At 62.1% G+C, this 23,338-nt stretch carries 13 protein-coding genes; 4 read left to right on the top strand and 9 right to left on the bottom strand.

Annotated elements, in window-relative coordinates; all coding sequences use genetic code 11:
* The coding region (locus tag ACCD07_RS26650) for a PA14 domain-containing protein (RefSeq protein WP_413449087.1) at positions 1-579 on the top strand (579 nt) is incomplete at its 5' end.
* Positions 580-667: 88 nt separating this feature from the next.
* Here ACCD07_RS26650 and ACCD07_RS26645 read toward each other — a convergent pair.
* The gene (locus tag ACCD07_RS26645) at positions 668-943 is read right to left on the bottom strand and encodes a hypothetical protein (protein ID WP_176650912.1); all 276 of its coding nucleotides are present in this window, start codon (positions 941-943) and stop codon (positions 668-670) included.
* Between ACCD07_RS26645 and ACCD07_RS26640 the strand changes: the two genes are divergently transcribed.
* Together ACCD07_RS26640 and ACCD07_RS26635 are read left to right on the top strand one after the other, a co-directional pair.
* Complete coding sequence (locus tag ACCD07_RS26640) at positions 921-2,792, top strand: cellulase family glycosylhydrolase (protein WP_413449086.1); 1,872 nt, start codon at positions 921-923, stop codon at positions 2,790-2,792. The genes ACCD07_RS26645 and ACCD07_RS26640 overlap by 23 nt on opposite strands.
* A 17-nt stretch (positions 2,793-2,809) precedes the next feature.
* Positions 2,810-5,812, top strand: a complete 3,003-nt coding sequence (locus ACCD07_RS26635; protein WP_413449085.1) for a family 43 glycosylhydrolase — start codon at positions 2,810-2,812, stop codon at positions 5,810-5,812.
* Between the two features lie 18 nt (positions 5,813-5,830).
* On the opposite strand, the gene ACCD07_RS26630 is transcribed toward ACCD07_RS26635, so the two are convergent.
* The 5 genes from ACCD07_RS26630 to ACCD07_RS26610 form a co-directional block, all read right to left on the bottom strand.
* Entirely contained in the window at positions 5,831-7,315 is a 1,485-nt protein-coding gene (locus ACCD07_RS26630; protein ID WP_413449084.1) for a tryptophan halogenase family protein, read from the bottom strand.
* A gap of 116 nt (positions 7,316-7,431) precedes the next feature.
* Positions 7,432-10,602 carry a TonB-dependent receptor gene (locus ACCD07_RS26625; RefSeq protein WP_413449083.1) on the bottom strand — a complete coding sequence of 1,057 codons (3,171 nt, stop codon included), beginning with the start codon at positions 10,600-10,602 and terminating at the stop codon, positions 7,432-7,434.
* A 79-nt stretch (positions 10,603-10,681) separates the two neighbouring features.
* Positions 10,682-11,935, bottom strand: a complete 1,254-nt coding sequence (locus tag ACCD07_RS26620) for a hypothetical protein (protein WP_413449082.1) — start codon at positions 11,933-11,935, stop codon at positions 10,682-10,684.
* Positions 11,936-12,762: 827 nt separating this feature from the next.
* Positions 12,763-13,872 carry a helix-turn-helix transcriptional regulator gene (locus tag ACCD07_RS26615; protein ID WP_176650907.1) on the bottom strand — a complete coding sequence of 370 codons (1,110 nt, stop codon included), beginning with the start codon at positions 13,870-13,872 and terminating at the stop codon, positions 12,763-12,765.
* Between the two features lie 185 nt (positions 13,873-14,057).
* Entirely contained in the window at positions 14,058-14,999 is a 942-nt protein-coding gene (locus tag ACCD07_RS26610) for an alpha/beta hydrolase (protein WP_413449081.1), read from the bottom strand.
* Positions 15,000-15,279: 280 nt separating this feature from the next.
* Here ACCD07_RS26610 and ACCD07_RS26605 point away from each other — a divergent pair, with 280 nt between their 5' ends.
* Entirely contained in the window at positions 15,280-17,850 is a 2,571-nt protein-coding gene (locus ACCD07_RS26605; protein ID WP_413449080.1) for a TIM-barrel domain-containing protein, read from the top strand.
* A gap of 118 nt (positions 17,851-17,968) precedes the next feature.
* Here ACCD07_RS26605 and ACCD07_RS26600 read toward each other — a convergent pair whose 3' ends face one another.
* The 3 genes from ACCD07_RS26600 to ACCD07_RS26590 form a co-directional block, all read right to left on the bottom strand.
* Positions 17,969-19,348 carry an ATP-binding protein gene (locus ACCD07_RS26600; RefSeq protein ID WP_413449079.1) on the bottom strand — a complete coding sequence of 460 codons (1,380 nt, stop codon included), beginning with the start codon at positions 19,346-19,348 and terminating at the stop codon, positions 17,969-17,971.
* 149 nt (positions 19,349-19,497) lie between these two features.
* Positions 19,498-21,003 carry a tryptophan halogenase family protein gene (locus tag ACCD07_RS26595; RefSeq protein WP_413449078.1) on the bottom strand — a complete coding sequence of 502 codons (1,506 nt, stop codon included), beginning with the start codon at positions 21,001-21,003 and terminating at the stop codon, positions 19,498-19,500.
* A 41-nt stretch (positions 21,004-21,044) separates the two neighbouring features.
* Positions 21,045-23,306 (bottom strand): glycoside hydrolase family 3 C-terminal domain-containing protein, encoded by a 2,262-nt coding sequence (locus tag ACCD07_RS26590; RefSeq protein WP_413449077.1) that lies wholly within the window; start codon positions 23,304-23,306, stop codon positions 21,045-21,047.
* Between the last annotated feature and the right edge of the window lie 32 nt (positions 23,307-23,338).

The following is a 23,338-nucleotide window of genomic DNA, read 5'->3' as shown; positions in this document are numbered from 1 at the left end:
GCCCCGGACCCCAATCCGTCCGCGAAGACGGCCGTGGCCAGCGCGGCCCCCAAGCTGTTCGAAGAATGCGCCGAAGGGTCGGATCGGCATATGGTCGCCGACGTATATCGTCTCAATGTCGGCAGCCAATCGGTGTCCGAAATGCGCCGGCGTAAGCCGGTCAAGCGCGTTTGCCTGGCCCAACTCGATATCACGCCGCGCTCCTTCCGCGAAGGCTTTCCCGGCCTGGGCTCGACGGTCGAATGGTTCGGGATGGATATTCGCTTCACCGTCAATATCGTGGAAGCCGCCACGTGGGAACTGATGCTGTTGGCCGATGATGGCGCGGTGCTCAGCATCGACGATGAAAACGTGATCGACAACGATGGCATCCATGCCCCCACACCGGTGGCGACCAGGATCAAGCTGGAGAAAGGCTTGCGCAATTTCCGTGTGCGCTACTTCCAGGGCCCGGGCCCAGATCTCGCATTGATGCTTGCGTGGAAAAAACCCGGCGCGGCCGATTACAGCTACGTGCCGCGCAACCTGATAGGACGGCCGCCGGCCGGCACGCTGCCGCAGATCCAGCCGAAGGAGTGATCGGCAAAAGGGCAACGGAGATACGTTCCGAAATAGCGCGAATGGTGAAGATATTACAAGGTGCAGATAATCGCATTGATACTGCACTTCATTGCATCCGGCGTGCCGCGTCGCCGGCGCACAGGTGGCGCACAGGTGGCGGCCGGATCGAACAGCGTCCTTTTAAAGCCAGCAATAGCAAAATCTGCACGAGGATCAACACCGGTCGTGCAGATTTTTTGCCCGACGCCGTCATGGCAGGCGGCGGCGCATTTTGGCCCGTATTTTCGCCGCGATATTTGGGATAGACTCCGCCGGATTGCGGGACAGCCCCTAATACTAATAATGAGGAGATCATTGAAATGAATAAAAAAAGTTTAGTCATTACGTCCCTTTTTATGACTCTGTCAGGAAGCGTTGCGAGCGTGCAGGCGCAGACCTGCGATCCAACCACGGTAACGCCCTATATTTATTCGTCCGGCGCCTGGAATATAACGGCAGCTGCAGCGATTAATACCGGAAACCAGATCGCATTTGGGCCGCAACCGATCAACGGCGGGTCCTGGTCATGGAGTGGCTGTGGAACATCGGGTTCTTCACGCGAACAATTCGTAACGCCAAATGCTAGCTGTACAGCAACAGCGGTCTATACCAACAGCTGCGGCGCACAAACCACGCAGTCCTTTGCGATCACGGCTTACCCGGACTACAACACCAATCCAATTGCCCCGAATGCGACCGGTATGAGCAGTAACGCCGTACAGTTGGCTGCCAAAATAAAGCTGGGAACTAACATTGGAAACACCATGGACGCTTATGGTTGCAGCCCGGCGTCAGAGACTTGCTGGGGCAATCCGATGGTCTCCGCCGCTTACATAAAATTGGTAAAGGACAGCGGTTTTGACGCGATTCGGATCCCGGTATCCTGGGATCAGTATGCCGACCAGACGACTGGAAAAATTAGCGACGCCTGGCTCGACCGCGTGAAGCAAGTGGTGCAGTATGCGGTGGATAATGGGCTCTACGCGATCGTTAACATCCATTGGGACGGCGGTTGGCTGGAGAGGCATGTTAACGAAGCAAGCAAAGTCGCTGTAAACGCCAAACAGAAGGCTTACTGGCAGCAAATTGCCACGAAGCTGCGCGACTTTGACGAGCATGTCTTGTTTGCCAGCGCCAACGAGCCCGATGCTATCTTTCCAGACCAGGTAAGGGTTCTCGACAGCTATCATCAAACATTTGTCGATGCGGTTCGTTCGACGGGCGGTAGAAACGCTTATCGCGTGGTGGTGCTCCAAGGCCTGAGAACCGACATCGACATGACTTTCAATGATTGGAATGGCATGCCTTCCGACCCTGTAGCCGGTCGCCAGATGATGGAAATTCATTATTACCCAGGGGCTTTTTCGAACCTGGGAGAAGATACTGACTGGTCGCAGATGCATTGTTACTGGGGTGACGGCTACCATTCGACTACCGATACTTATCGCAACTCGCCGGGACGGCTTCCGCTGATGGAAGAGGCTTATACCGATGCGCAGTTCGCCAAAATGAAAACAAAATTTGTCGACCAGGGGATTCCGGTGATGTTGGGGGAGTTTGCCGCGATGAAGCGTAACCAGTCAATTTGCGCTGACCTTGACCTGCATCTCGCTTCGCGGGAGCATTTCTATCAATATGTCACCAAGTCGGCGCTTGCAAACGGCCTCTTGCCAGTCGCCTGGGAGATCGGGATGGCTGAAGGCCTGCTGTTTGACCGTACGACTCCGGCCGTGGGGGATCCACAAGTACTGGATGCAATGTTGGTAGGCGCTGGCAAAGCCCTTGGATTGAGTAACCGCCCCAATAGTTGGACCTTGAGTGCCGGTGCCACAAATAGTAGTTCAACTGCGTACATGGGACTTACCCTCAACCAGGCGGGGGCGGCCGCTGCCTATACTTTCGCCAATCCAGTCAATTGGAGTGGCAAAACCTTGAAAGTGGTGCTTAATTTTGATCAGGCGTTTGTTGCAGATCGAAATGGCGGGATGGATGCCTTGTTCCAGTTCTATACCTACTCCGCCGGTTGGGCTGCTTCTGAGTGGAAGTGCTGGACTGCCAATAAGGAGCTGGTTGCAGGTCAGGATACAGAATTCACCTGTTCGGATTTTAGCGTCCAGAATGCGGAGGCGGTAGGTATCCAATTCGTTGGATCAGCAGGCTCCGTCACCATCAAGCGAGCAATTATTCAATAAGCTCCATAAAGCCCCTCATGAAAAAAACAACCCGCTCCGCCCTCGTTCTCTCGTCCATGTTGGCTGCGCTGCCCGCCGTGTCATTCGCGCTCAACCCGGTTATTCAAACGATGTATACCGCCGATCCGGCCCCTATGGTCCATCAGGGTACGCTCTACCTGTTTTCCAGCCACGACGAAGATGTCGGGGAAAAGAACAATTTCAACATGAAGAACTGGGTGCTCTCCACGACGACGGACATGGTCAACTGGACCCAGCACGGCGCGATCGCCTCCCTCCGGGATTTTCCCTGGGCCGCCAGGGAGATCTCCGGCTGGGACGGTTTTGACAACGGCGCCTGGGCTCCCCAGGTGATCGAGAGGGATGGCAAATGGTATCTCTACGCCCCGGTGCAAGGACGGGGCATAGGCGTGCTGGTGGCCGACAATCCCCTCGGCCCCTACACCGATCCGCTCAAAAAACCGCTGATCGCCGGCCACGCCGGCGGCCTCTACGACAGCATCGATCCGACCGTCTACATCGACGACAAGGGCCAGGCCTATCTCGCCTGGGGCAATCCCAATCTGTGGTCGGTGAAGCTGAACAAGGACATGATTTCCTACGACACCAGCGTCGGGGACAATGGCATCATTCGCCATCCGATGACGGTCAAGGCCCTGGGCGAACGCAACCCTCCGGACACCCAGGGCGTGACGCTGCCGAAGCCGGCTCTGCGCGGCACATCCTACGAGGAGGGCCCCTGGCTGTATCAACGCGCCAATCTCAATTACCTGTTTTTTGCCGCCGGTCCCATCCCCGAGCATCTCGCCTACTCCACCGGCCCGACACCCGAAGGCCCGTGGACTTACGGCGGCGTCGTCATGCCACCGCAAAGCGCCTTCACCAACCATCCGGGCGTGGTGGATTACAAGGGCAAGACCTACCTCTTCTACCACAACGCCGCGCTTACGGGAGGCGACGGCTTCAAGCGTTCCGTGTCCGTCGACGAGTTGAAGTTCAACCCGGACGGCTCGGTCCCCACGGTGCGGCCGACCAGGGAAGGACCGGCGCCGGTCGCCACGCTCGATCCCTACAAGCGGGTGGAGGCCGAGACCATCGCCTGGTCTTCCGGTGTCAAAATCGAGCCCAGCAGCGCCGGCGGCCAGAACGTGCGCGACATCCACGACGGCGCCTACATCGAAGTGCGAAATGTCGATTTCGGCGCGACCGGCGCGCGCGCCTTCATGGCCAGCCTCTCCAGCACGGCCAAGGCGAAGGCGGCCACCGGAGCGAAGATCGAGATTCGTCTGGGCAAACTCGACGGCCAGCTGATCGGCACGCTGCCGGTCGCGGGAACCGGCGGCCAATGGAAGCCGCAGTCTGCACCGGTCTCCGCCGCCTCCGGCGTCCAGGATGTCTTCTTCGTGTTCCGCGGTGCGGCCGGCGAAGAACTGTTCAAGTTCGACTACTGGCAATTTGCCGAGCGCGATCTGTCCCAGCCCGTTCCGGCGGCACGGGCGAACCGTGCCCATAATCCCCTGATCTGGGCCGACGTCCCGGACATCGCAGTCATCCGCGTAGGCAAAACCTACTACATGAGCAGCACGACGATGCACATGAGCCCGGGCCTGCCGATCATGAAGTCGACCGACCTGGTCAACTGGAGCATGGCCTCCTACGCCTATGACACACTGGCCGACAACGAAGCCTTCCGCCTCGAAAACGGCAAGAGCGCTTACGGCGAGGGCTCCTGGGCCAGCAGCCTGCGTTACCACGACGGCATGTTCTATGCCTCGACTTTCTCCGCCACCGCCGGAGGACGCACCCACATCTACGCCACGCGGCATCCCGAGCGCGGCCCGTGGAAAGAGACGAGTTTCGAGCCTGCGCTGGGCGACCACAGCCTGTTTTTCGACGACGACGGTCGTGTTTACATGGTTTTCGGGGGCGGTCGCATCTCGCTCATCGAGCTGCAACCCGACCTCTCCGGATTCAAGCCTGGCGGCGTGAACAAGGTCATCATCGAAGACGTCAACGCCCTCTTTGGCGCCGACCAGGGCGGGCTCAAAGCCGAGGGCTCGCAGCTTTCCAAGATCAACGGCCGCTACTACCTCTTCAACATCGCCTCGCCCAAGACCCGCTGGTCCCGCACCGTCATCGTCCACCGCGCCGACAAAATCGACGGTCCCTACGAGGGGCGCATCGCACTCGATGACCGCGGCATCGCCCAGGGCGGCCTCATCGACACCCCGGACGGCAAATGGTATGCCTATCTGTTCAAGGACAACGGCGCCGTTGGCCGCATCCCCTACCTCGTTCCCGTGACCTGGAAGGACGGCTGGCCCGTGCTCGGCAAGGACGGCGAGGTGCCCATGACGCTCGATCTCCCCGCAGGCCGCCAGGGCGCTTCCGGCGCCTCCGGCATCGTCGCCTCCGACGAATTCGAGCGCCGGCCCGGCGCCCGCGCCCTGCCCCTCGCCTGGCAATGGAATCACAATCCCGAGCCGCGCAACTGGTCGCTCAGCAAGCGCCCGGGCTACCTGAGCTTGGTCACCAGCCGGGTCGATGCCACGCTGCCCGAGGCCAGGAATACCCTCACCCAGCGCACCTTTGGCCCCGACAGTTCCGCCACCACCAGCATCGACGTGAGCGGCATGAAAGACGGCGACTGGGCCGGCCTGGCCGCATTCCAGAAAAAGTATGGTTTTGTCGGCGTAAAGATGAGCGACGGCGCCAGATCCCTCGTCATGGTGAGCGCCGACTCCGACCAGCCCGAGGAGATCGCCTCCATTCCCCTCTCTGGCAAAACCGTTCACCTCAAGGTCGAATGCGAATTCCAGTCTGCGCCAGAAGTCGCCCGCTTCTCCTACAGCCTCGACGGCAAATCCTGGACCCCCATCGGTCGTCCCTCGCGCCTGGTCTACACCTTCCCGCACTTCATGGGTTACCGCTACGCCCTGTTCTATTATTCGACCAAGACCGCCGGCGGCCGTGTCGACTTTGACTACTATCGGATCGGGCAAAGCGGCGGCGCGCGCTGACCGCCCGAGCCAAAGGACTCAGCGCCCCAGCATCCCGCGCAGGTAGGCGTCGTGTCTGGGCATGGCCGCCACGGCGGTGGCGATGCATTCGCGGCGCCACTGCAATGCCCGCAGCGCCACCGCGCGCTCGACGTCGCCCAGCGTAGGGTCGGCGCGCTCGGGCCAATGGCCCATGCCGGCATGGATCGCCAGCCAGCTGGTCGCGTCGAAGCCCTCCAGGTCGTACTGGTGCAGCGCGCCCGCCTGGCGCCAGGCGTGCAGCTTGAAGGCCAGGGTGCCGGGCAGCTCCATGCTTGCCATCGCGCGCCACAGCGCGCTGTCGCGGCGCGCGCTCAGGCAGTAGTGCATGATGATGAAATCGCGCACGCGCGCGAACTGCAGCCCTACTTCGCCGTTGTAGCCGGCCTTCACCTCCTCGGTGAACGGCGCGCCCGCCAGCAGCAAATCGATCAGCCGCCCCATGGCCCTCTGGACCAGGAAGATGCTGGTCGACTCGAGCGGTTCCAGGAAGCCCCCCGCCAGGCCCAGGGCGACCACGTTGTGCACCCAGGCGCGTGCGCGGTGGCCGGTCTGGAAGCGCAACAGGCGCGGTTCGGCCAGCGGCGGGCCGTCCAGCTGTTGCAGCAACTGCTCGCGCGCGCGCTCCTCGTCGATGTAGCGGCTGGCGAACACGTGGCCGTTGCCGGTGCGGTTTTGCAGCGGAATCCGCCAAGCCCAGCCCGCCTCCAGCGCGGTGGCGCGCGTGTACGGCGTCAGTTCGGTCCCTATCAGTTTGGTCGGACAGGCCCAGGCCCGGTCCACCGGCAGCCAGTGGCTGAAGTCGACAAACGGCTCGCCCAGCGTGCGCCCCAGCAGCAGCGACGCGAAGCCGGAGCAATCGATGTACAGGTCGCCGGCCACCACGCGCCCATCGGCCAGGGTGAGCCGGTCGACGCCGCCGTCGGCGCGCCGCGCCACGTCGACGATGCGCCCCTCGGTGCGGCGCACGCCGCGCCGCTCCCCCAGCTTGCGCAGGAAGGCGGCGTAGAGCGCGGCGTCGAAGTGGTAGGCGTAATCGTAGCGGTCGGCTTCTCCCGGCCGCGCGAAGCGGCCCTGGCTGGCCATCACGCTTGACAGGCATTGCTCGCCCAGCGCCCCAAGGCCGGCCTCGCCCAGCCGCCGGTACTGGCCCCACACCGCGTGGGACCCGCTCAGTTCGCCGAAATCGCCGAAGGTGTGGAAATAGCTGTCGCCGCGCGCGCGCCAGTCGCAAAACTGGATGCCCAGCTTGTAGCTGCCGTTGGTGGCGCGCAGGAACTCGGCCTCGTCAATGCCGAGCAGGCGGTGGAACTCGCGGATCGAAGGAAAGGTCGCCTCCCCCACGCCGACAATGCCGATCTCCTCCGACTCGACCAGCTCGACGCTGGCGCCGCCTTTGAGCGCGGTGGCCAGCGCGGTGGCCGTCATCCACCCGGCCGCGCCGCCGCCGACGATGACGATGGTTCGAATAGCTTTGTCAGACATGGACCACCCATATAAAAAAAGGGGCGGCCGAAGCCGCCCCTGAAACTGCCGGCACAGCGACAGGAGACGAAGGAAGGTCCGCCGCGCCTGAGTGGCGACGGACCTGATCTCGGGGCTTAGTACGTGTAACGCAGCGCCAGGCGATAACTGCGGCCCGGCTCGAACCAGGAACGGGTCATGTTGCCGATACCCTGCTGCTGGGTCTGTTTAACGACGGTATCCAGGATGTTGCTTGCGTTGAAACTGGCCTGGATATGGTCGTTGAACCGATAGTCGAACCCGAAGTCCAGCTGTCCGGCCGCTTCCTGCCACGTCGGCAAACCCCAGGCCACGTCCTGTGGATAGACGGTCTTGCCATCGACAACCGTGGCCCGGGTCGGATCGGCACTGGTGGCGCTGCCGTTGGGGTCCGACGTGCCATTGACGTTCACCCCCTGCAGGAAGCGACTGCGCCAGCTGTAGGCCAGGCGCATCGACATCGGTCCCTTGTCGTAAAAGACCATGAGGTTGTAGGCGTTCTTCGACAAATACTGCAAGGGCATATCGGTGAACGGCATGCCATTGGTGTCGCAGCCATACAAGCTCAAGGAATCGTTGTTGAACGATCCGGAGGACGGGCAGTACTTCATATTGAACGGATGGTGCAGTGTCTGGCTGCTCTTGATGTAGGTGTAGTTCGCCGATACGCCGAAGCCCTTGGTCCATTCCGGCAACAGCTGCGCCAACGCCGGCACATTATTGAAGTAGGCTTGGCCGGCGAGCTCCAGTCCGGCCACCTTGCCGTCCGCCGCATTGTCCGGCGCGGTGATCAGGAAGGTTTGCGGGTTGCCGGCCAGGTCGTTGTAGTCGCGGGTATAGGCCGAGCGCAAGATGATGTCACGCACTTGCTTGTAGAAAAGAGCGCCCGTCAGCGAGGTGCCGTTGCCCGGATACCATTCGAGCGTCGTGTCAAAACTGTTGGCCTTGGTGGGCTTCATGTGGACGTTGCCTTGGTCATCCCCGCGGTAGTTGACGGCCGTCACGGTGCCGGTGGGTTGGTCGACATTGACCTGCTGGTACAGCTTGATGTACTCCCTCAGGTCTTGAAAGCTCGGCCGATACATCGACTTGGCGAACGCGAAGCGCGCTTGCAGCTCGGGGGTGAATTCCATCTTCAGGTTAAGACTCGGCAGCACGTCGACGGCGCTGCGGCCTTCGACGATCGGCGCGTTGATCTGTCCAAACCGCGGCACCTCCGGCAAATAGCCGTTGCCGTATGTCGGCAGGAACACGGTGTAGCCCTGGGCCTTCGTATCGGTGTGGACCACGCGCACGCCGGCGCTGCCCTCGACCGGGAAACGCAGGTCGTCGAAGCCGAAGCGCGTCATCACGTAGGCGGCCTGCGTTGTCTCCGACTGGCGGGAGGTTTTGGACGGATCGCCGTCGTAGACAAGCGGCATGAAGGGGTCGACTATCTTCGAGCAGTCGTTGTTGGTATTTGACTGCGCGTTGCCCTGTTCGCATTGAATCTTCATGATCGGATTCGCCGCCGCCACGTAGGCGTTGGGGTAGTCCTTGACCGCGGCGAGGCTCGGCACCACCAGGGCGCCCGGGGTGGGGATCTTGCCGTTGAAGAAGTTGTTGAAGGTGTAGAGGCTGGTCGGTACCAGGGCTGCGACCCTCGGATCGCTCAGGTAAGTGAAATTGGCGCGGCCCGCCCAGGTCGGTTCGTCCGTCGTGGCGGCCGGCTGCCCCGGCGTGGACGAATTCCTGACTTCCCATGGCCGGGCGACGTTGTACCACATGGAGCCGGTCGCGTCGATGTGGTTCGCCGTGCGCCTGGTCGCGCGCACGCCGAAGCGCACATCGCGCATGATCGGATGGTCGAACTTGAAACGCACGTCGCCCTTCCACGCATACAGGTCGGCGTCCGCCTTGGTCCTTTCCGGCCCCAACATCTGCAGGTAGTAGTTGGCCGGATTGCGCAGGAACGCTTGCGCCTTGTCGTCGAAGGTGATCTCGCCGACATGTTTGCTCAGGTCGATATTCATGCTCGGCACGAAGGTGGCCAGAGTCATGTTTTCGCTCTCGGTCTTGTTGGTGGCATGGACCCATTGCAGGTCGTTCTGGACCGACCAGCGCTCGTCGATGGTCCACTTGGTGTTCCAGGCGATCTCGCGGGTCTGCGAGCGCCTGTCGAAATAGGTTTGGTTGGTATTGAAACCCAGTCCGCCGTCCACGAAATTATTCGCGCCCGCGCCGCCGATCGGATAGGTGTACCTGGCCGACTGCAGGATGCCCTTGCTGTCGAACACAGGGTCGATGAGCTTGGACTTGTAGGGGTTCTCCACGCCCGTGTACAGGGCGTTCTCGGTGCCGGTTTCCTTGTAGCCGGAGTGGAAATAGGTCAGCGCGGACGTGGCTCCCCCCTTCTTCCACTGCAGCGCGGCATAGACGCCGACGCGGTCGTTCGTGCCGAGGTTGGTGCGCCACGAGGCCGATTTGGGCACCCACACGGTTTGTCCGGCGACGATGTCGGTGCGCGGAAAGTAGGCGTCAACTTGCACCGTGTCGTTGTGGGAATTGGTCTGGTTGGCGGACAAGTTGAACAGCGCACCCCACTGGCCGAAGTCGTTTTCCCAGCGTTTCGAGACCAGACCCGAGAGTGCGGGCGAGGTTTGCTTGCCGAGCTCGTTATAGTTCACGTAGGTCGAGGCCGCGAATTTATCGCCCTTGTAGTCGAACGGCAGCGCGGTGCGCAAGTCGACCTGGCCGCTGACGCCGCCCTCGATCAACTCGGCAGGCGGGTTCTTGTGCACGACCACGGCGGACATCAGCTCGGCCGGAATGTCGCCCCAGCTCAATTCGCGTCCCGGCCAGCCGGCCGAGAACGATTCGCGGCCGTTCAACGTGGACGAACCCCAGGTCAGGCCGCGCACCGAAATGCCGGAACCCTCGACCGAGAAATGCTCCGGGTCGCCGCGCGAGCGGTTGCGGTCCATCGTCACGCCGACGATGCGCTGCAGCACCTCGGTGATCGACTTGTCGGGCAGCTTGCCGGCCTCTTCGGCGACGACGCCGTCGACGACCTCCTCGGCATTCTGCTTGAGCTTGGCGGCCGACTTCATCGCTTCGCGCTGGCCGTTGACGACCACGCTCACGACTTCCTCGTCCTTGGCGGCCGGCGCCGAAGGTGCCGTTTGCGCCTGCGCGGCGCCGCTGTACAGCGCCGCGAGCTGCGCCGCCGCGAGCGCCAGCGCGGTCATCCGCAACGGTTTCCGCTTGGTGATTGTTCCGATTGTCCTCATTGTCTCTGTCCTCTTGAACTCTTGTAGTTGCTTTGGCTGTCCGCCGCGCCACGCGGGGACGGTAAATGGTCGTGCGCGGTCACTTGAAGGTGATTTTCCCCATCGTCACGCTGGTCGTGTAGATGTCGGTCCCCGCTGTTGGCACCTGATCGTTGATACCCGGCACGTTGAACTCGAGCTTGGCGATCGGATAGTTCTGCAGCTCGTCCCAGACGTCGAGGTTGGACAGGCCGCAACTACTCTGGACTGTGAACGACTTGAGATCGACACTTTGCTCCTGCAAGCCCTGCACGGACGGCGAAAACACCGGTGTCATGAATTTCTCCAGAACCACGTTGCAGTTGTTGGCGTAGTGGCCGAGATACAGCCAGACTCTGAGCTCGGTCTTTTGCGCGGTGATCATTTCGGGGTTCATCAGCATATTGAACTTGATCGCCTTCTGGGAATCGATCCGCACACCGGCAAGCGTGTTGGCGCCTGCGACAAGATTTTCCAGGGTGGCGGCGTAAAACCTGAGACCGTAATAGCCGCCGAAACCAGCGGCGCTCGAACGCTTGTCCATGCGGAACGTGAAGGTGCTGCCGTCATCGGCCACGGTGTTTTGGGCGCCTGACGAGGAGTACCCTTCGATTTTTCCGGCCTCCGCGGTGCGCCAGGAATCGGTTGGCCTGTAGCCGCCTGTGAAAGTCAGCGCGGGTCCTTCCGCGGCGCCGACCGGAATGGTCTTGGTCAGCGTAGCCTCGTTAAAGAAGTCGCTGCCGGCCTGGGTGGCGGTGACGACGCACAGCCCATCGGCGAGCATTTTCAACGTGGTTCCGGTAACCGAGCACACTGTGGGCGAGCTGGTGGTAATGCTGATGGGGAAGTCGGTTAAGGAACCCGCGGTGGAAGCTGGTGTCACCTGCACCGATGCCCCCACGGGCTGCGTTCCCGGGTTGGCGAAGCGCCAAATACCCTGATCATTCTTGGGTACGACGAAAAGCTGGCGCGCCGTGGCCGCGGCGTAGCCATCCCCACCAGCCTGGTTGGCGTTCACCGAGCATTCGCCCGATTTCAGCAGCGACAGCGTGTCGCCGCTGACGCTGCAGGTGGCCGGCGTGTTCGACACGTAGGTAATCGGCCCGCCGGAACTGGCCGTGGCCTTCAGCGTGATGGTCGCGACGGCCGGCGGAACAGCTACCTTCGACCCGCCCGGGAACGGGAAGGAAACTGATTGCGCCATCCCGGCGTCGTTTCCTTTGCCACCGCCACCGCCTCCGCAGCCCGCCAGTAGCGTGGCGCAGGCCAGTCCGACAGCCGTAAGCTGGAATCTCATTTTTTGTTGTCCCCTCATGATTTATGCTTCCTCTCTGTTGCGTCTACTGCAAGTTGCCTGTCACCGGCTAGCCGCTGACAAGGTGAAATTCACTTCCGCCTTGGCACCGGCGTGCGCAGGACGTGAGGTGTGACTTAGCCCTGCGATAAAGGGTTGGCAGCCCTGCCTTGCAAGGCGTGCCTGTTACGCAGGGGCGCGGTCGCTGGCGCGTGCCGCCGGTATGGGCATGGAAGATGTGGAAGCGCCTGCGCCAGTGCGCTGCGCTTCACTACGCTGATGTCTCCTTCATTTTATTTTCGGCCATGCTGTCCAGGACCGTTTGGCTTTCGCTTGCAGGACGGAGAACAGGCCCGCCTGTCCTGCAAACGGGCCGAGTCTATCCCAAAAATTGCGGCGAAAATACGGGTCAAAATGCGCCTCCGCCTGCCATGTCGGCCTCGGGCGAAAATTCTGCACGGCCGTTATCGGTGCTCGTGCAGATTTTGCTATTGAGCGCTTTAAAGTTCGGCTGTTCGAGCCGCCCGCTCCCAGTGCGCCAGTGGCCGCGTCGCCGTCGCCGCGCGTCGGATGCAAGGAAGTGCAGTATCAATGCGATTATCTGCACCCTTGTAATATCTTCATCATTCGCGCTATTTCGCTGGGTGTTGCCGGCGTGCTTGTGCTGCTGGCAGGGCTGTGCCGGCATCGCGCAATACGGCACCTTTCATTGGATATTCAGGAGTTGTCGCGGCGCTCGTAATCGTCGGGGGGAGACGGAGCGAGGGATGCCAGATGGGGAGCTGGCCTATGCAACCAGACGGTGAATGCACGCTGCCGCGCTCAGCGCGGCCGGCGAAATATGGGCTTTATGGCGCCGGCTCCCGCGCCTCTTTTTTGCACACTTCCCGGAATGCCTTGGGCGTGCACTCGTATTCTTCCTTGAAGAGCTTATTGAAATACGAGGAATTCTTGTACCCGACCGAATAGGCGATTTCCGCAATACTGGCGCTGGTGTTTTCCACCAACAGGCGCGATGCTTCGGTCAATCTGAGCTTGTTCAGGTAACCGATGAAGGTGTACCCCATTTCAGCCTTCAATATGTCGTTGACTTTATTGCGGTTGACGCCGGTTTCCGACACCACGGTTTCCAGATCCAGTTCCGGATCCGCATAACGCGTCGCCAGCAATCTCAAAATGGCGGATTTCTCCCTTTCCCGGTGCGGTTCCAGCGTCAGCTGCTGGTACGCCACCAGCGGCAGGTCTTTCTGCATCCGCGCGTGCAGGTCGTTGGCCAGGGCCGCCGCGCACTGCTTGACGAACCAGAACCCGAAACCGGCCCAGGCCAGTATCAGGAACGCGGCCAGAAAATACAGGTAGCCGTATTTCCGCTCGTGCATTTCGATTCCCGCGATTTCGATACGCGACGGGGTGCCGAAGCGGCTGGCGTTGCTGGTGCCGACTTCGATCTGCGCGACCTTGGCCAGCGAGTAGCCCAGATCGGATGGGTTGAGCTTGTTCATGTCGACCCACCATTCCGGAATCGTCAAATGCGCCAGGTCGAGTTCGGCGCGGGCCCCGTCCTGATTGCAGTTGATGTATGCCGTTGGCGAGCGGTAGGTCATCAGCACATCCGGTTTGGACAGCTTGTCGTCGAAGGTGGCCAGGCCGACCCGGATGGTGCCGGCGGGGAAGCAGCGTGCCTCGAAACTGATCTTGTCGAACCTGGACCAGTCGAACAGTGCCGGTTTGCCGTTGCGATCTGTGAAAAGCAGGCCGCTTGATACATAGGCATGGGGATCGCTGCCTGACAGGACATATTCCATGATCAGGCGCGCGGCATCGACTCTCGCGTTCAGGTGGGTCGTCGCGTCGTGGGTGCTGTGCGTGCGCAACTGCCAGGAAAAATCTTCTTGCTCAAACAAGGCGACGCGGTGATAGCTGCGGATGACGCACAGATACCCGACCAGGATGCTCATACCGAGAAGCAGGACCAGCCGAAACAGTGCCTTTGAATATAAAGCGTGCATATAGATTACAGTTGAATGGTCGGACGGCGGCGACCCCGCCGGGCGCAGGTGCGGCGGCAGTCGTCAGGTCTCGCAATGTACAGCATGTCATGCCGTCTGTCACTGCGACACCGTTGCACACCGGCGCCCACGCATCAATCTGCCGCAGGCTGAAAGACGCGCTGGGCGAAGTTGTACAGATTATCGGCCCAGCTTTCGCGGTCGTGGCCGTATTCATCCACATTCCACACATGCGGGACGTCGTGCTGCTTCAGGTAGCGATGCAGTGTCTGGGACACGCCGATCAGCCCGTCCTTGTTTCCGCACGAAAGATACAGCAGCTGCAGCTGGCGGCGTACCTGCGCAGGTTCGGGCAGCAGCACCTCGCTCGCTCGGGTGTTGGGCGCGGACGAGAAGCCTGCTATCCAGGCGAAGGTATCAAGATGGCCGAGGCCGATGTTCAGCGCCTGCCCTCCGCCCATCGACAGTCCGGCGATCGCGCGCTGGCCGCGCTCGGCGCGGGTCGGATAGCTGCGGTCGATGGCCGGGATCAGGGACGCCAGCAGTTCCGGTTCGAATCGGGTGAAACCTTCCACGTGCGCGGGCGTGAACATGCGGCCGGCGGGCGGCGGATTGTCGTCTGCCAGCGCGCGGCCGTTGGGCATCACGACGATCATCGGCACCGCCTTGCCGGCGGCGATCAGGTTGTCGAGGATGGTGTGCGCGTGCACATAGCCGCGCCACTCCTCGTGGTTGCCGGCGATACCGTGCAGCAGGTAAAGCACCGGATAGCGGCGCTGCCCCGAATAGCCGGCCGGCAGGTAAACGTTGGCCTTGCGCCGCGTGCCGGTGACGGCCGAGTCGTAGCTGAATTCTTCCACCCTTCCCTGCGCGACACCGGGCTGCACCTCCGCGAAGCCGGCCGGCGCGGCGGCCAACGCGCGCACGTCGTCGGGGGCCAGCACCGCAGAACCGGCCAGGTTGGCGCGCACCTGTTCCGGAGCCTGCTGTGACGGCAGCTCCGGATTGCGCTGGGCCGCGCAGACGAACGGGATGGCGCACATCAGCAGGCCAAGATTGAGTGAGGTTGCGCGCATGATCAGAGCCTTGTCTCTTATAAGTTTAATACAGCCGATTGTATCGTAGCCATGTGGACTTCCACATAGGCAGCAGGCGGCGTTGCGCGTTTTTGTCGCGGCCTTTGAGCATTTTTGTAATTGCTGCGCGGGGGCGTCTAGCCTATTCATCCAATTTTGCCGAGATTTGTACTTTATATATAATTTACATAGTGCGATATGCGCAATGTGAACTGCAAACCCTAGGATGGTGATCGATAACAACAATTGGGGACATATGTATAGCCGTAGAAAACTTCTTATGCAGTTCGTCGGGGCGGTGCCAGCGCTGACGGTGACCAGGTACGCGAGCGCCGCCGAGAAGCTGCTGCACGGCGGGTCGGGCACTGCGCCGGTGAAGAACGTACGCAAGACCGGGGTGGGCGTGGAGTGCGCAACCGCCAGTACCCGTTTGAGAATCAGCTTCGTCAACGATCACATCGTCCGTGTCACGGCGACGCCGAACCAGGAATGGTCCGAGCGCGCAAGCCTGATGCGCGCCGACTTTGGCGGTCGGCCGTCCGTCATCAAGATCGGCGGTGATGACAAGGTGTGCTCATTGCGCTCCCCCAGGATGCTGGTCAAACTTGACCTCGGCAGTGGTGCGCTTTCATTCTGGCGAGCCGATGGCACCTTGCTCCTGCAAGAGAATACTGCGTCACCGCGCGCATTCGAACGGGTCGAAGTTGTCAAGTCCATGCCGGCCCCCTCCACGGTCACCAGGATAAAAACCGTCGACGGTGAGCGGCAGGTCGCGGGCGCCTATGTGCAGACGAAAGACAGGGATGCTTGGAAGGCGGCGGCGCGTTTCAGTTTACACGGCGATGAGGCATTATATGGCCTGGGCTTCGATGAAACCGACGACCTGAATTTGCGCGGGAGACGAAAGAGGTTGTATCAGCATAATCTGCGTATCGTCGTGCCGTTCATGACCTCGACGCGCGGCTATGGCCTGCTGTTCGATTCGTACAGTGCGCTCACGTTTGCCGACGGCGCGGACGGCATGTCGCTCACTAGCGATGTCGTGGACGATCTCGATTACTACGTGATCGTCGGAGAAAAAGCCGACGACGCCATCGCGGGCTACCGCGAGCTTACGGGGCCAGCCAGGCTGCCGCCCAAGTGGGCCTTCGGCTACATGCAATCGAAGGAACGTTACGTTTCCCAGCAGGATCTGGTCGAGACTGCCGCGCGGTTCCGTCGACGGAAGATCCCGCTCGATACCATCGTCCAGGATTGGAACTACTGGATGCCCAACCATTGGGGCAGCTTCGTTCCGGAAGCGGCAAGATATCCCGACATCGCGGCAATGACGAAGGCCGCGCTTGACCTGAACGCCCATGTGATGATTTCTGTCTGGCCGAACCCGAGTCCGCTCGATCCGCCGGGCCGGGCCCTGAAAGACAATGGCTACACGCTGGCCGGCACCGATTACGTCGATTTCTTCCAGCGCAAGGCAGGCGACCTCTATTTTGACCACGCATGGCAGTATCTCGGCCGGCACGGCATCGATGCCTGGTGGTGCGACTCGACCGAACCGGAAGTGGCTGATTGGGTTCAGGACGCCAAACGTCCTGACAATGCCGATGAACTCAACATCCGCGGCTTGGCCAAGATCATCGATCCCCAATATCTCAACGCCTACGCTCTGGTGGACTCGCAGAGTTTCTACCGGAACTGGCGGAAGGCTGCACCTGCCAAGCGTCTGGTGAACCTTACGCGATCGGCGTACGCCGGCAGCCAGGCTGCAGGCGCCGTGGTGTGGACTGGCGACATTGCGGCCAGATGGCCGGTCCTTGCCCAGCAGGTCGTGGCGCTCCAGAGCTACAGCGCATCGGGGAATCCGTACGTCACGTGCGATATTGGCGCATTCTTCGTCCGGCGTGGCCAGCAATGGTTCTGGAATGGCGATTACGATGCCGGTGTCGGGGATCTTGGCTATCGGGAGCTATATACGCGCTGGTTGCAGTTCGGTGTATTCCTGCCGATGTTCCGCAGTCACGGTACGGACACGCCGCGTGAACCGTGGCACTTCGGCGAGCCCGGGACCCCGTTCTACGATGCGATCATCGAGTCCATCCAGTTACGGTATCGCCTCCTGCCATTCATGTATTCGTTGGCCGGACTGGTCTACCTGCAGGGCGCCTCGTTCATTCGGCCGGTTGCGTTCGGCTTCCCGGACGACCCTCGGACATACGATCTGAAAACGCAGATGCTGATTGGCGACGGCGTCATGGTCAGCCCCGTGCTCGAACCCATGTATTACGCCGCCAAGTCCGTTCCGCTGCAGGGACAGCGTACCCGCGAAGTCTATCTGCCGAAAGGAATTTGGTTCGATTTCTGGACCGGGACATCGCAGGCCGGCGGGAGAACGGTCGTGGTCGATGCGCCGCTATCGCGCATCCCGGTCCACGTCCGCGCCGGCAGCATCATTCCCATCGGCCCGGTCCAGGAATATGTGTCGCAAGTTACCAGTGTCCAGATCGAGCTTCGGGTCTATCCTGGCGCGAGTGGGCAATTCACGTTTTACGAAGACGCCGGCGACGGCTGGGGATACGAGCGCGGCGAGTACGCGTTGACGCGCATGCGATGGGATGACGCTGGCAGGAAATTGACCATTTTTGAGCGCCAGGGTAATTTCCCTGGTATGAAAGAAAAGTGCCAGTTCAGCGTAGTGGTCGTCGGGCCTGGCTGCGGTCACGGTGCCGCGTTCGCTCGCGCGAAGCAACGTATGGTGACGTATGACGGCCATGCAGTGACGGTTGCTCTTGCGCAGCAACAACAGCACCATGGCCGTCCCGGCGGAAAGGAAGATCCGGGAGCGGAGCGATAGCGATATTGTTTGGATCATGCGGTCAGTGTCCCGGCACGTGGTTCAGGAAGGCGTCGTGGCCGGGCAGGCGCGCCACCGTGGCGGCGATCGCGTCGCGGCGCTGGCTCAGCGTTTAGGCCTAAGAGCGGGGCAAAATCTCTTGCATATCAACAGGCGTGTGCTTGAGCGGCAGCGTCACGCGAAACACCGTGCCTTGGCCGACGACGCTGGTAACCTCGATCTGCCCCCGGTGGCGCTGTACGATGCCATAGGACAGCGCCAGCCCCAGACCGGTTCCCTGCCCGATCGGCTTGGTCGTATAAAATGGCTCGAAAATCCGCTTCACGTTTTCGGGTGCGATGCCACAACCAGTGTCGGCCACCTCGATCCACACCTTGTCACCGTGGACCTTGTCCAGCCCAGTACGCAGAGTGATCACGCCACGCTCGGCGCCGATGGCGTGGGCCGCGTTGACCGCCAGGTTCATAATAACTTGATTGATCTGCGACCCGATACATTCGACCGGAGGAATGTCGCCATATTCCTTGACCACATCGGCCTTGTACTTTAGTTCGTTGGAAATGATATTGAGCGTCGAGTCGATCCCCCGATGCAGATCGGCCCAATGGAAATCGAGATTGGTGTCGGCATGGGAGAAATCTTTTAGATCCTGTACGATTTGCCTGACGCGAGAAATCCCTTCCCGGGTTTCGCGCATCAGGTCGCCGCAATCGGTGATCACGTAGTTAATATCGTTTTCAATGCGCAAGCGGTTCAGCCGCTCTACCACGTCGGGCGCCGTAATGAATTGTTGCGCATCGAGGTGTACCGCCAAGATGTTAAGGATTTTCACCATATAGCCATCGAGCGCGCTGATATTGGAACATACGTAGCCGATCGGATTGTTAATCTCGTGGGCTACGCCGGCGGCGAGTTGACCGATCGACGCCATTTTCTCCGATTGAACGAGTTGCTCCTGCGCGTGCGACAGTTTCTTGTTTAGCTCGATCAACAAGCTATTGCTGTTCAACAGTTCTGCTTCGACCAGCTTGCGATCGGTGATATCGCGACCAATACCGACAATGCCTATCACTACGCCGTCGTGGTCGCGCAACGGCACCTTGGTCGTGAGCAGGGTTCGTTGCTCACCGGTATGGGCGTCGGCGACCGGCTCTTCGTGCCCAATCAGAGAATCACCCGAACGCAACAGCGCTTGTTCGTCGGTGAAATATTGATCCGCCAATTCTTTCGCGTAGAAATCGTAGTCGGACTTGCCGATCAACGCGGCGGGGCTGCTGGCACCCATGATGTCGGCCACCGCCATATTGCCAAACAAAAAACGACTTTGAGCGTCTTTCGCATAGATCAATTCGGGCATATTGTCTGTCAGGGTGCGGATCAACAGGCGTTCGATACCCACCGCTTGTTCGACCTTGCGTTGCGCCTCGGCTTGTTGCTGCAATAAGGCACGTAAGCGATTATTTTCCGAAATCAGATCATGGACAGTGAGGTGTTGCATACAATCATTCTAGATACATTACGAACGCAACGCAACCGTGCACTCAAGGCACCGGCGGGCCTTGACAGGGCAAAACCATTGTCGTTGGCATCCTTCAGGGCGACGCCAGAGAGGCGACGCCGATTAAGGACATCGTATGGATCATGTCGTCAGCGTCCCAGCACGTGGTTCAGGAATACGTCGTGGCCGGGCAGGCGCGCCACGGTGGCGGCGATCGCGTCGCGCCGATCGCGCAGCGCCTGCAGCGCGTCGTCGCGCCCCAGCTCCAGCAGCACCGGATCCTCGCGCATCGGCCAGTGGCCCATGCCGGCGTGGATCGCCAGCCAGCTGGTGGCGTCGAAGCCCTCCTCGTCGTACATATGCAAGGAACCGGTCTCGCGCCAGGCCAGCAGCTTGAACGCCAGCGTCGGCGGCAGTTCCATCTCCGCCATGTGGCGCCACAGCTCGCTGTCGCGGCGTGCCGTCAGGCGGTAGTGCAGGATGATGAAATCGCGGATGCGCGCGAACTGGCGCACCGAGCCGGTGTTGTAGTCGGCCACCGCCGCGGCGCCGACCGGGGCGCCGGACATCAGCAGCGGCATCAGCCGCCCCAGGCCGCTCTGAATCAGGAAGATGCTGGTCGATTCCAGCGGCTCCAGGAAGCCGGAGGACAATCCCAGCGCGACCACGTTGTGGACCCAGAAGCGCGCGCGGTGGCCGGTGGCAAAGCGCAGCAGCCGCGGCTCGGCCAGCGGCGCGCCGTCCAGCTGTTGCAGCAGCTGCTCGCGGGCCCGCTCCTCGTCGATGAAACGGCTGGCGAACACGTGGCCATGGCCGGTCCGGTTCTGCAGCGGAATGCGCCAGGCCCAGCCGGCTTCCAGCGCGGTGGCGCGGGTGTACGGCGTCAGCTCGGCGCCGCTGCGCTCGCAGGGACAGGCCCATGCCCGGTCCACCGGCAGCCAGTGACCGAAGTCGACGAAGGGTTCGGCCAGCGTGCGCCCCAGCAGCAGCGAGGCGAAGCCGGAACAGTCGATGAACAGGTCGCCGGCCACCTCGCGCCCGTCGGCCAGCCGCAGGCTCGCCACCCCGCCGTCGGCGCGGCGCGCCACGTCGACGATGCGCCCTTCGGTGCGCCGCACGCCGCGCGTCAGCGCCAGCTTGCGCAGGAAATCGGCGTACAGCGTGGCATCGAAGTGGAAGGCGTATTTGTAGACCGGCGCGCCGGGCGCGGTTGAGGGAGCGCAGAACCGCCCTTGCTGCGCCATCACGGAGGGCAGGCACTGCTCGTCGAAAGAGCCGGGCGCGCCCTCGCGCAGCCGGCGGTAGTGGCCCCACAGCGCTTCCGGGCCGCTCAACTGGCCGAAGTCGCCGAAGGTGTGGAAGTAGCTTTCGCCGCGCACGCGCCAGTCGCGGAATTCGATCCCCAGCTTGTAGGTGCCGTTGGTGGCGCGCAGGAATTCCGCTTCGTCGATGCCGACCAGGCGATTGTACTCACGGATCGAGGGAAAGGTCGCCTCCCCCACGCCGACGATGCCGATCTCCTCGGATTCGACCAGCTCCACCGTGCCGCCGCGCAGCCCGGTGGCCAGCGCCAGCGCGGTCATCCACCCCGCCGTGCCGCCGCCGACCACCACGATGCGTTTGAAATGAGACGCTGCGTTCTGTGGATTCATCATGCAAGACTCCGGAAATGGGCGCGGCCAGGCCGCGCCCGATGTTACTTCGCGGCTACCGGCCGCCCGTTGACATCATAGACGGCCGCGTCCAGATGCACCACCACGCTGCTGGCTTTCTGGTCCATCGCGTCGCTGGCCAGCATCAGTTTGTAATTGCCGGCCGCCACCTTCCAGGTCTTGCTGGCCGTGTCATACATTGCCAGCAGGCGCGGATCCACGCTGACCGAGGCCTTGACGCCGGCGCCCGGCTTGACCTCGACCTTGCGGAAACCAACCAGGCGCTTGGGCGCTTCCCAGCGGACGTCGAGCGGCGCGGCATACACCTGCGCCACCTGCTTGCCGCTGACCTTGCCGACGTTCTTGACCGTGAAGGAGGCCTGCAGCACGCCCTGCTCCACCCGCGCGTCCAGGTCCGACAGCGCGAACTCGGTGTAGGACAAGCCATGGCCGAACGGGAACAAGGGCTGATGGCCTTTCAGGTCGAACCATTTGTAGCCGACCGCCGCGCCTTCGTGATAATCGACGTCGAAGCGGCGCGGCTCCTTGGGTTCCGGATAGCCGTCCAGCTCCACGCGCGGCAGCTGCGCTTCGGAAGCGGGGAACGTCACCGGCAGGTGGCCGGACGGATTGGCCGCGCCGAACAGCACGCCGGCGATCGCATCGCCGCCGCTGGTGCCCGGGTACCAGGCCTCCAGCACCGCGGCCGCCTTCGGCAGCCACGGCATGGTCACCGGGCCGCCCGTTTCCAGCACCACCACGGTCTTCGGATTGGCCGCCGCCACGGCGGCGATCAGCGCGTCCTGCTTGTTGGGCAGGGACAGATTGGGCACGTCGAAGGCTTCGCCGGTCCACTGGGTGGCAAACACCACCACCACGTCGGCGTCCTTGGCCAATTTGGCGGCGGCGGCCGGATCGTTGCCGTCGTTGAAGCTGACCTTGGCCTGCGGCGCCTGGCGTTCGATGGCGCTCAGCGGCGACGACGGATAGACCATGACCGGGCCCGGCCAGAACTTGGGCTCCAGCCCCGGCACCGCGTTGCCGCCGGCCGGATACACCAGCGACGAGCCGCCGCCCGCCATCACGCCCTTGTCCGCGTAACCGCCGATGACCGCGATCTTTTTGATCGATGAACTGAGCGGCAGCACGCGGCCGGCATTTTTCAGCAGCACCATGCCCTCCTGCGCATCGCGCAGCGTGACCGCGGCATGGGCCTTGAAGTCGATCGCCTCGGGCGTGGCCGGCACCGGCCGGTCCACCACGCCGTGCTCGAACATGCTGTGCAGCACGCGCCGCGCCATGTCGTCCAGGCGCGCCTGCGGCACCCAGCCGTTCTGCACCGCCTCCTTCAGCGCCGCGCCGAAATACTCGGCCACGTCGAACGGCAGGCCGGACTGCTGGTCCAGCCCCGCGTTGGCGGCCGGCACCGTGCTGTGGGTCGCGCCCCAGTCGGACATCACCCAGCCCTTGAAGCCCCAGTCCTGCTTCAACACCTGGTTCAGCAGGTAATTGTGTTCGCAGGCGTAGACGCCGTTGATGCGGTTGTAGGAACACATCACCGAACCGGGATTGCCCTCTTCCTTGGCGATCTGCATGGCCAGCAGGTCCGACATCCGCGCCGCCTGCTCCTCGATCTTGACGTTGAGCGTGGTGCGGCCGGTCTCCTGGTCGTTCAGCGCGTAATGCTTGAGGGTCGAGATGATATGGTTGGACTGGATGCCCTTGATCTGCGCGCCGACGATCTTGCCGGCCAGCAGAGGATCCTCACCCGCGTATTCGAAGTTGCGGCCGTTGCGCGGTTCGCGCATCAGGTTGACGCCGCCCGCCAGCAGCACGTTGAAGCCGTAGGAGCGCGCTTCGGCGCCGATCATGGCGCCGCCGTCGAAGGCGGTTTGCAAGTCCCAGGTGGCGGCCGTGTTCAAGCCCGACGGCAGCGCCGTCGCCGGCCGCGCTTCCGGCCCCGCCTGGCTGGCCACGCCGACGCCGGCGTCGGTCTGCCACAGCGGCGGAATCTGCAGGCGCTCGACGCCGTAAATGAAGCCGGCCGATTGCTTGTGCGACGCTGGCGGACGCTTGAAATGCTTGCCTTCGTCGTCCGCGCCCAGATAGCCCATCACCAGCTTGAGTTTCTCGTCCAGCGTCATGGCCTGCAACACCAGCTCGGTGCGCTGGTCCGCGCCAAGCTGGCGGTTCATCCACGGTTGGTCCGGTTGCGCCACCGTGGCGGTATCGGCGGCGGCCACCATGCCGCCGCAGCACAGTGCGATGGCGCTGGCCATCAGGCTTATTTTTTTCTTAAATTGCATCGTCGTCTAGCTCAAATGGTTCTAAAAAAAGA

The sequence above is a fragment of the Duganella sp. Dugasp56 genome (genome assembly GCF_047304105.1).
GTDB lineage: Bacteria > Pseudomonadota > Gammaproteobacteria > Burkholderiales > Burkholderiaceae_D > Rugamonas > Rugamonas hordei.
Note: the sequence above shows the minus strand (reverse complement) of the source record. Positions and strands in the feature narration are given on the sequence as shown.

Bases quoted from the DNA above. Each gene is read 5' to 3' on its own strand.
- ACCD07_RS26615 (WP_176650907.1), bottom strand. From the start codon at position 13,872: ATGAGCATCCTGGTCGGGTATCTGTGCGTCATCCGCAGCTATCACCGC.
- ACCD07_RS26590 (WP_413449077.1), bottom strand. From the start codon at position 23,306: ATGCAATTTAAGAAAAAAATAAGCCTGATGGCCAGCGCCATCGCACTG.
- ACCD07_RS26640 (WP_413449086.1), top strand. From the start codon at position 921: ATGAATAAAAAAAGTTTAGTCATTACGTCCCTTTTTATGACTCTGTCA.
- ACCD07_RS26605 (WP_413449080.1), top strand. From the start codon at position 15,280: ATGCAGTTCGTCGGGGCGGTGCCAGCGCTGACGGTGACCAGGTACGCG.
- ACCD07_RS26600 (WP_413449079.1), bottom strand. From the start codon at position 19,348: ATGCAACACCTCACTGTCCATGATCTGATTTCGGAAAATAATCGCTTA.
- ACCD07_RS26635 (WP_413449085.1), top strand. From the start codon at position 2,810: ATGAAAAAAACAACCCGCTCCGCCCTCGTTCTCTCGTCCATGTTGGCT.
- ACCD07_RS26610 (WP_413449081.1), bottom strand. From the start codon at position 14,999: ATGCGCGCAACCTCACTCAATCTTGGCCTGCTGATGTGCGCCATCCCG.
- ACCD07_RS26595 (WP_413449078.1), bottom strand. From the start codon at position 21,003: ATGATGAATCCACAGAACGCAGCGTCTCATTTCAAACGCATCGTGGTG.
- ACCD07_RS26630 (WP_413449084.1), bottom strand. From the start codon at position 7,315: ATGTCTGACAAAGCTATTCGAACCATCGTCATCGTCGGCGGCGGCGCG.
- ACCD07_RS26625 (WP_413449083.1), bottom strand. From the start codon at position 10,602: ATGAGGACAATCGGAACAATCACCAAGCGGAAACCGTTGCGGATGACC.
- ACCD07_RS26645 (WP_176650912.1), bottom strand. From the start codon at position 943: ATGACTAAACTTTTTTTATTCATTTCAATGATCTCCTCATTATTAGTA.
- ACCD07_RS26620 (WP_413449082.1), bottom strand. From the start codon at position 11,935: ATGAGGGGACAACAAAAAATGAGATTCCAGCTTACGGCTGTCGGACTG.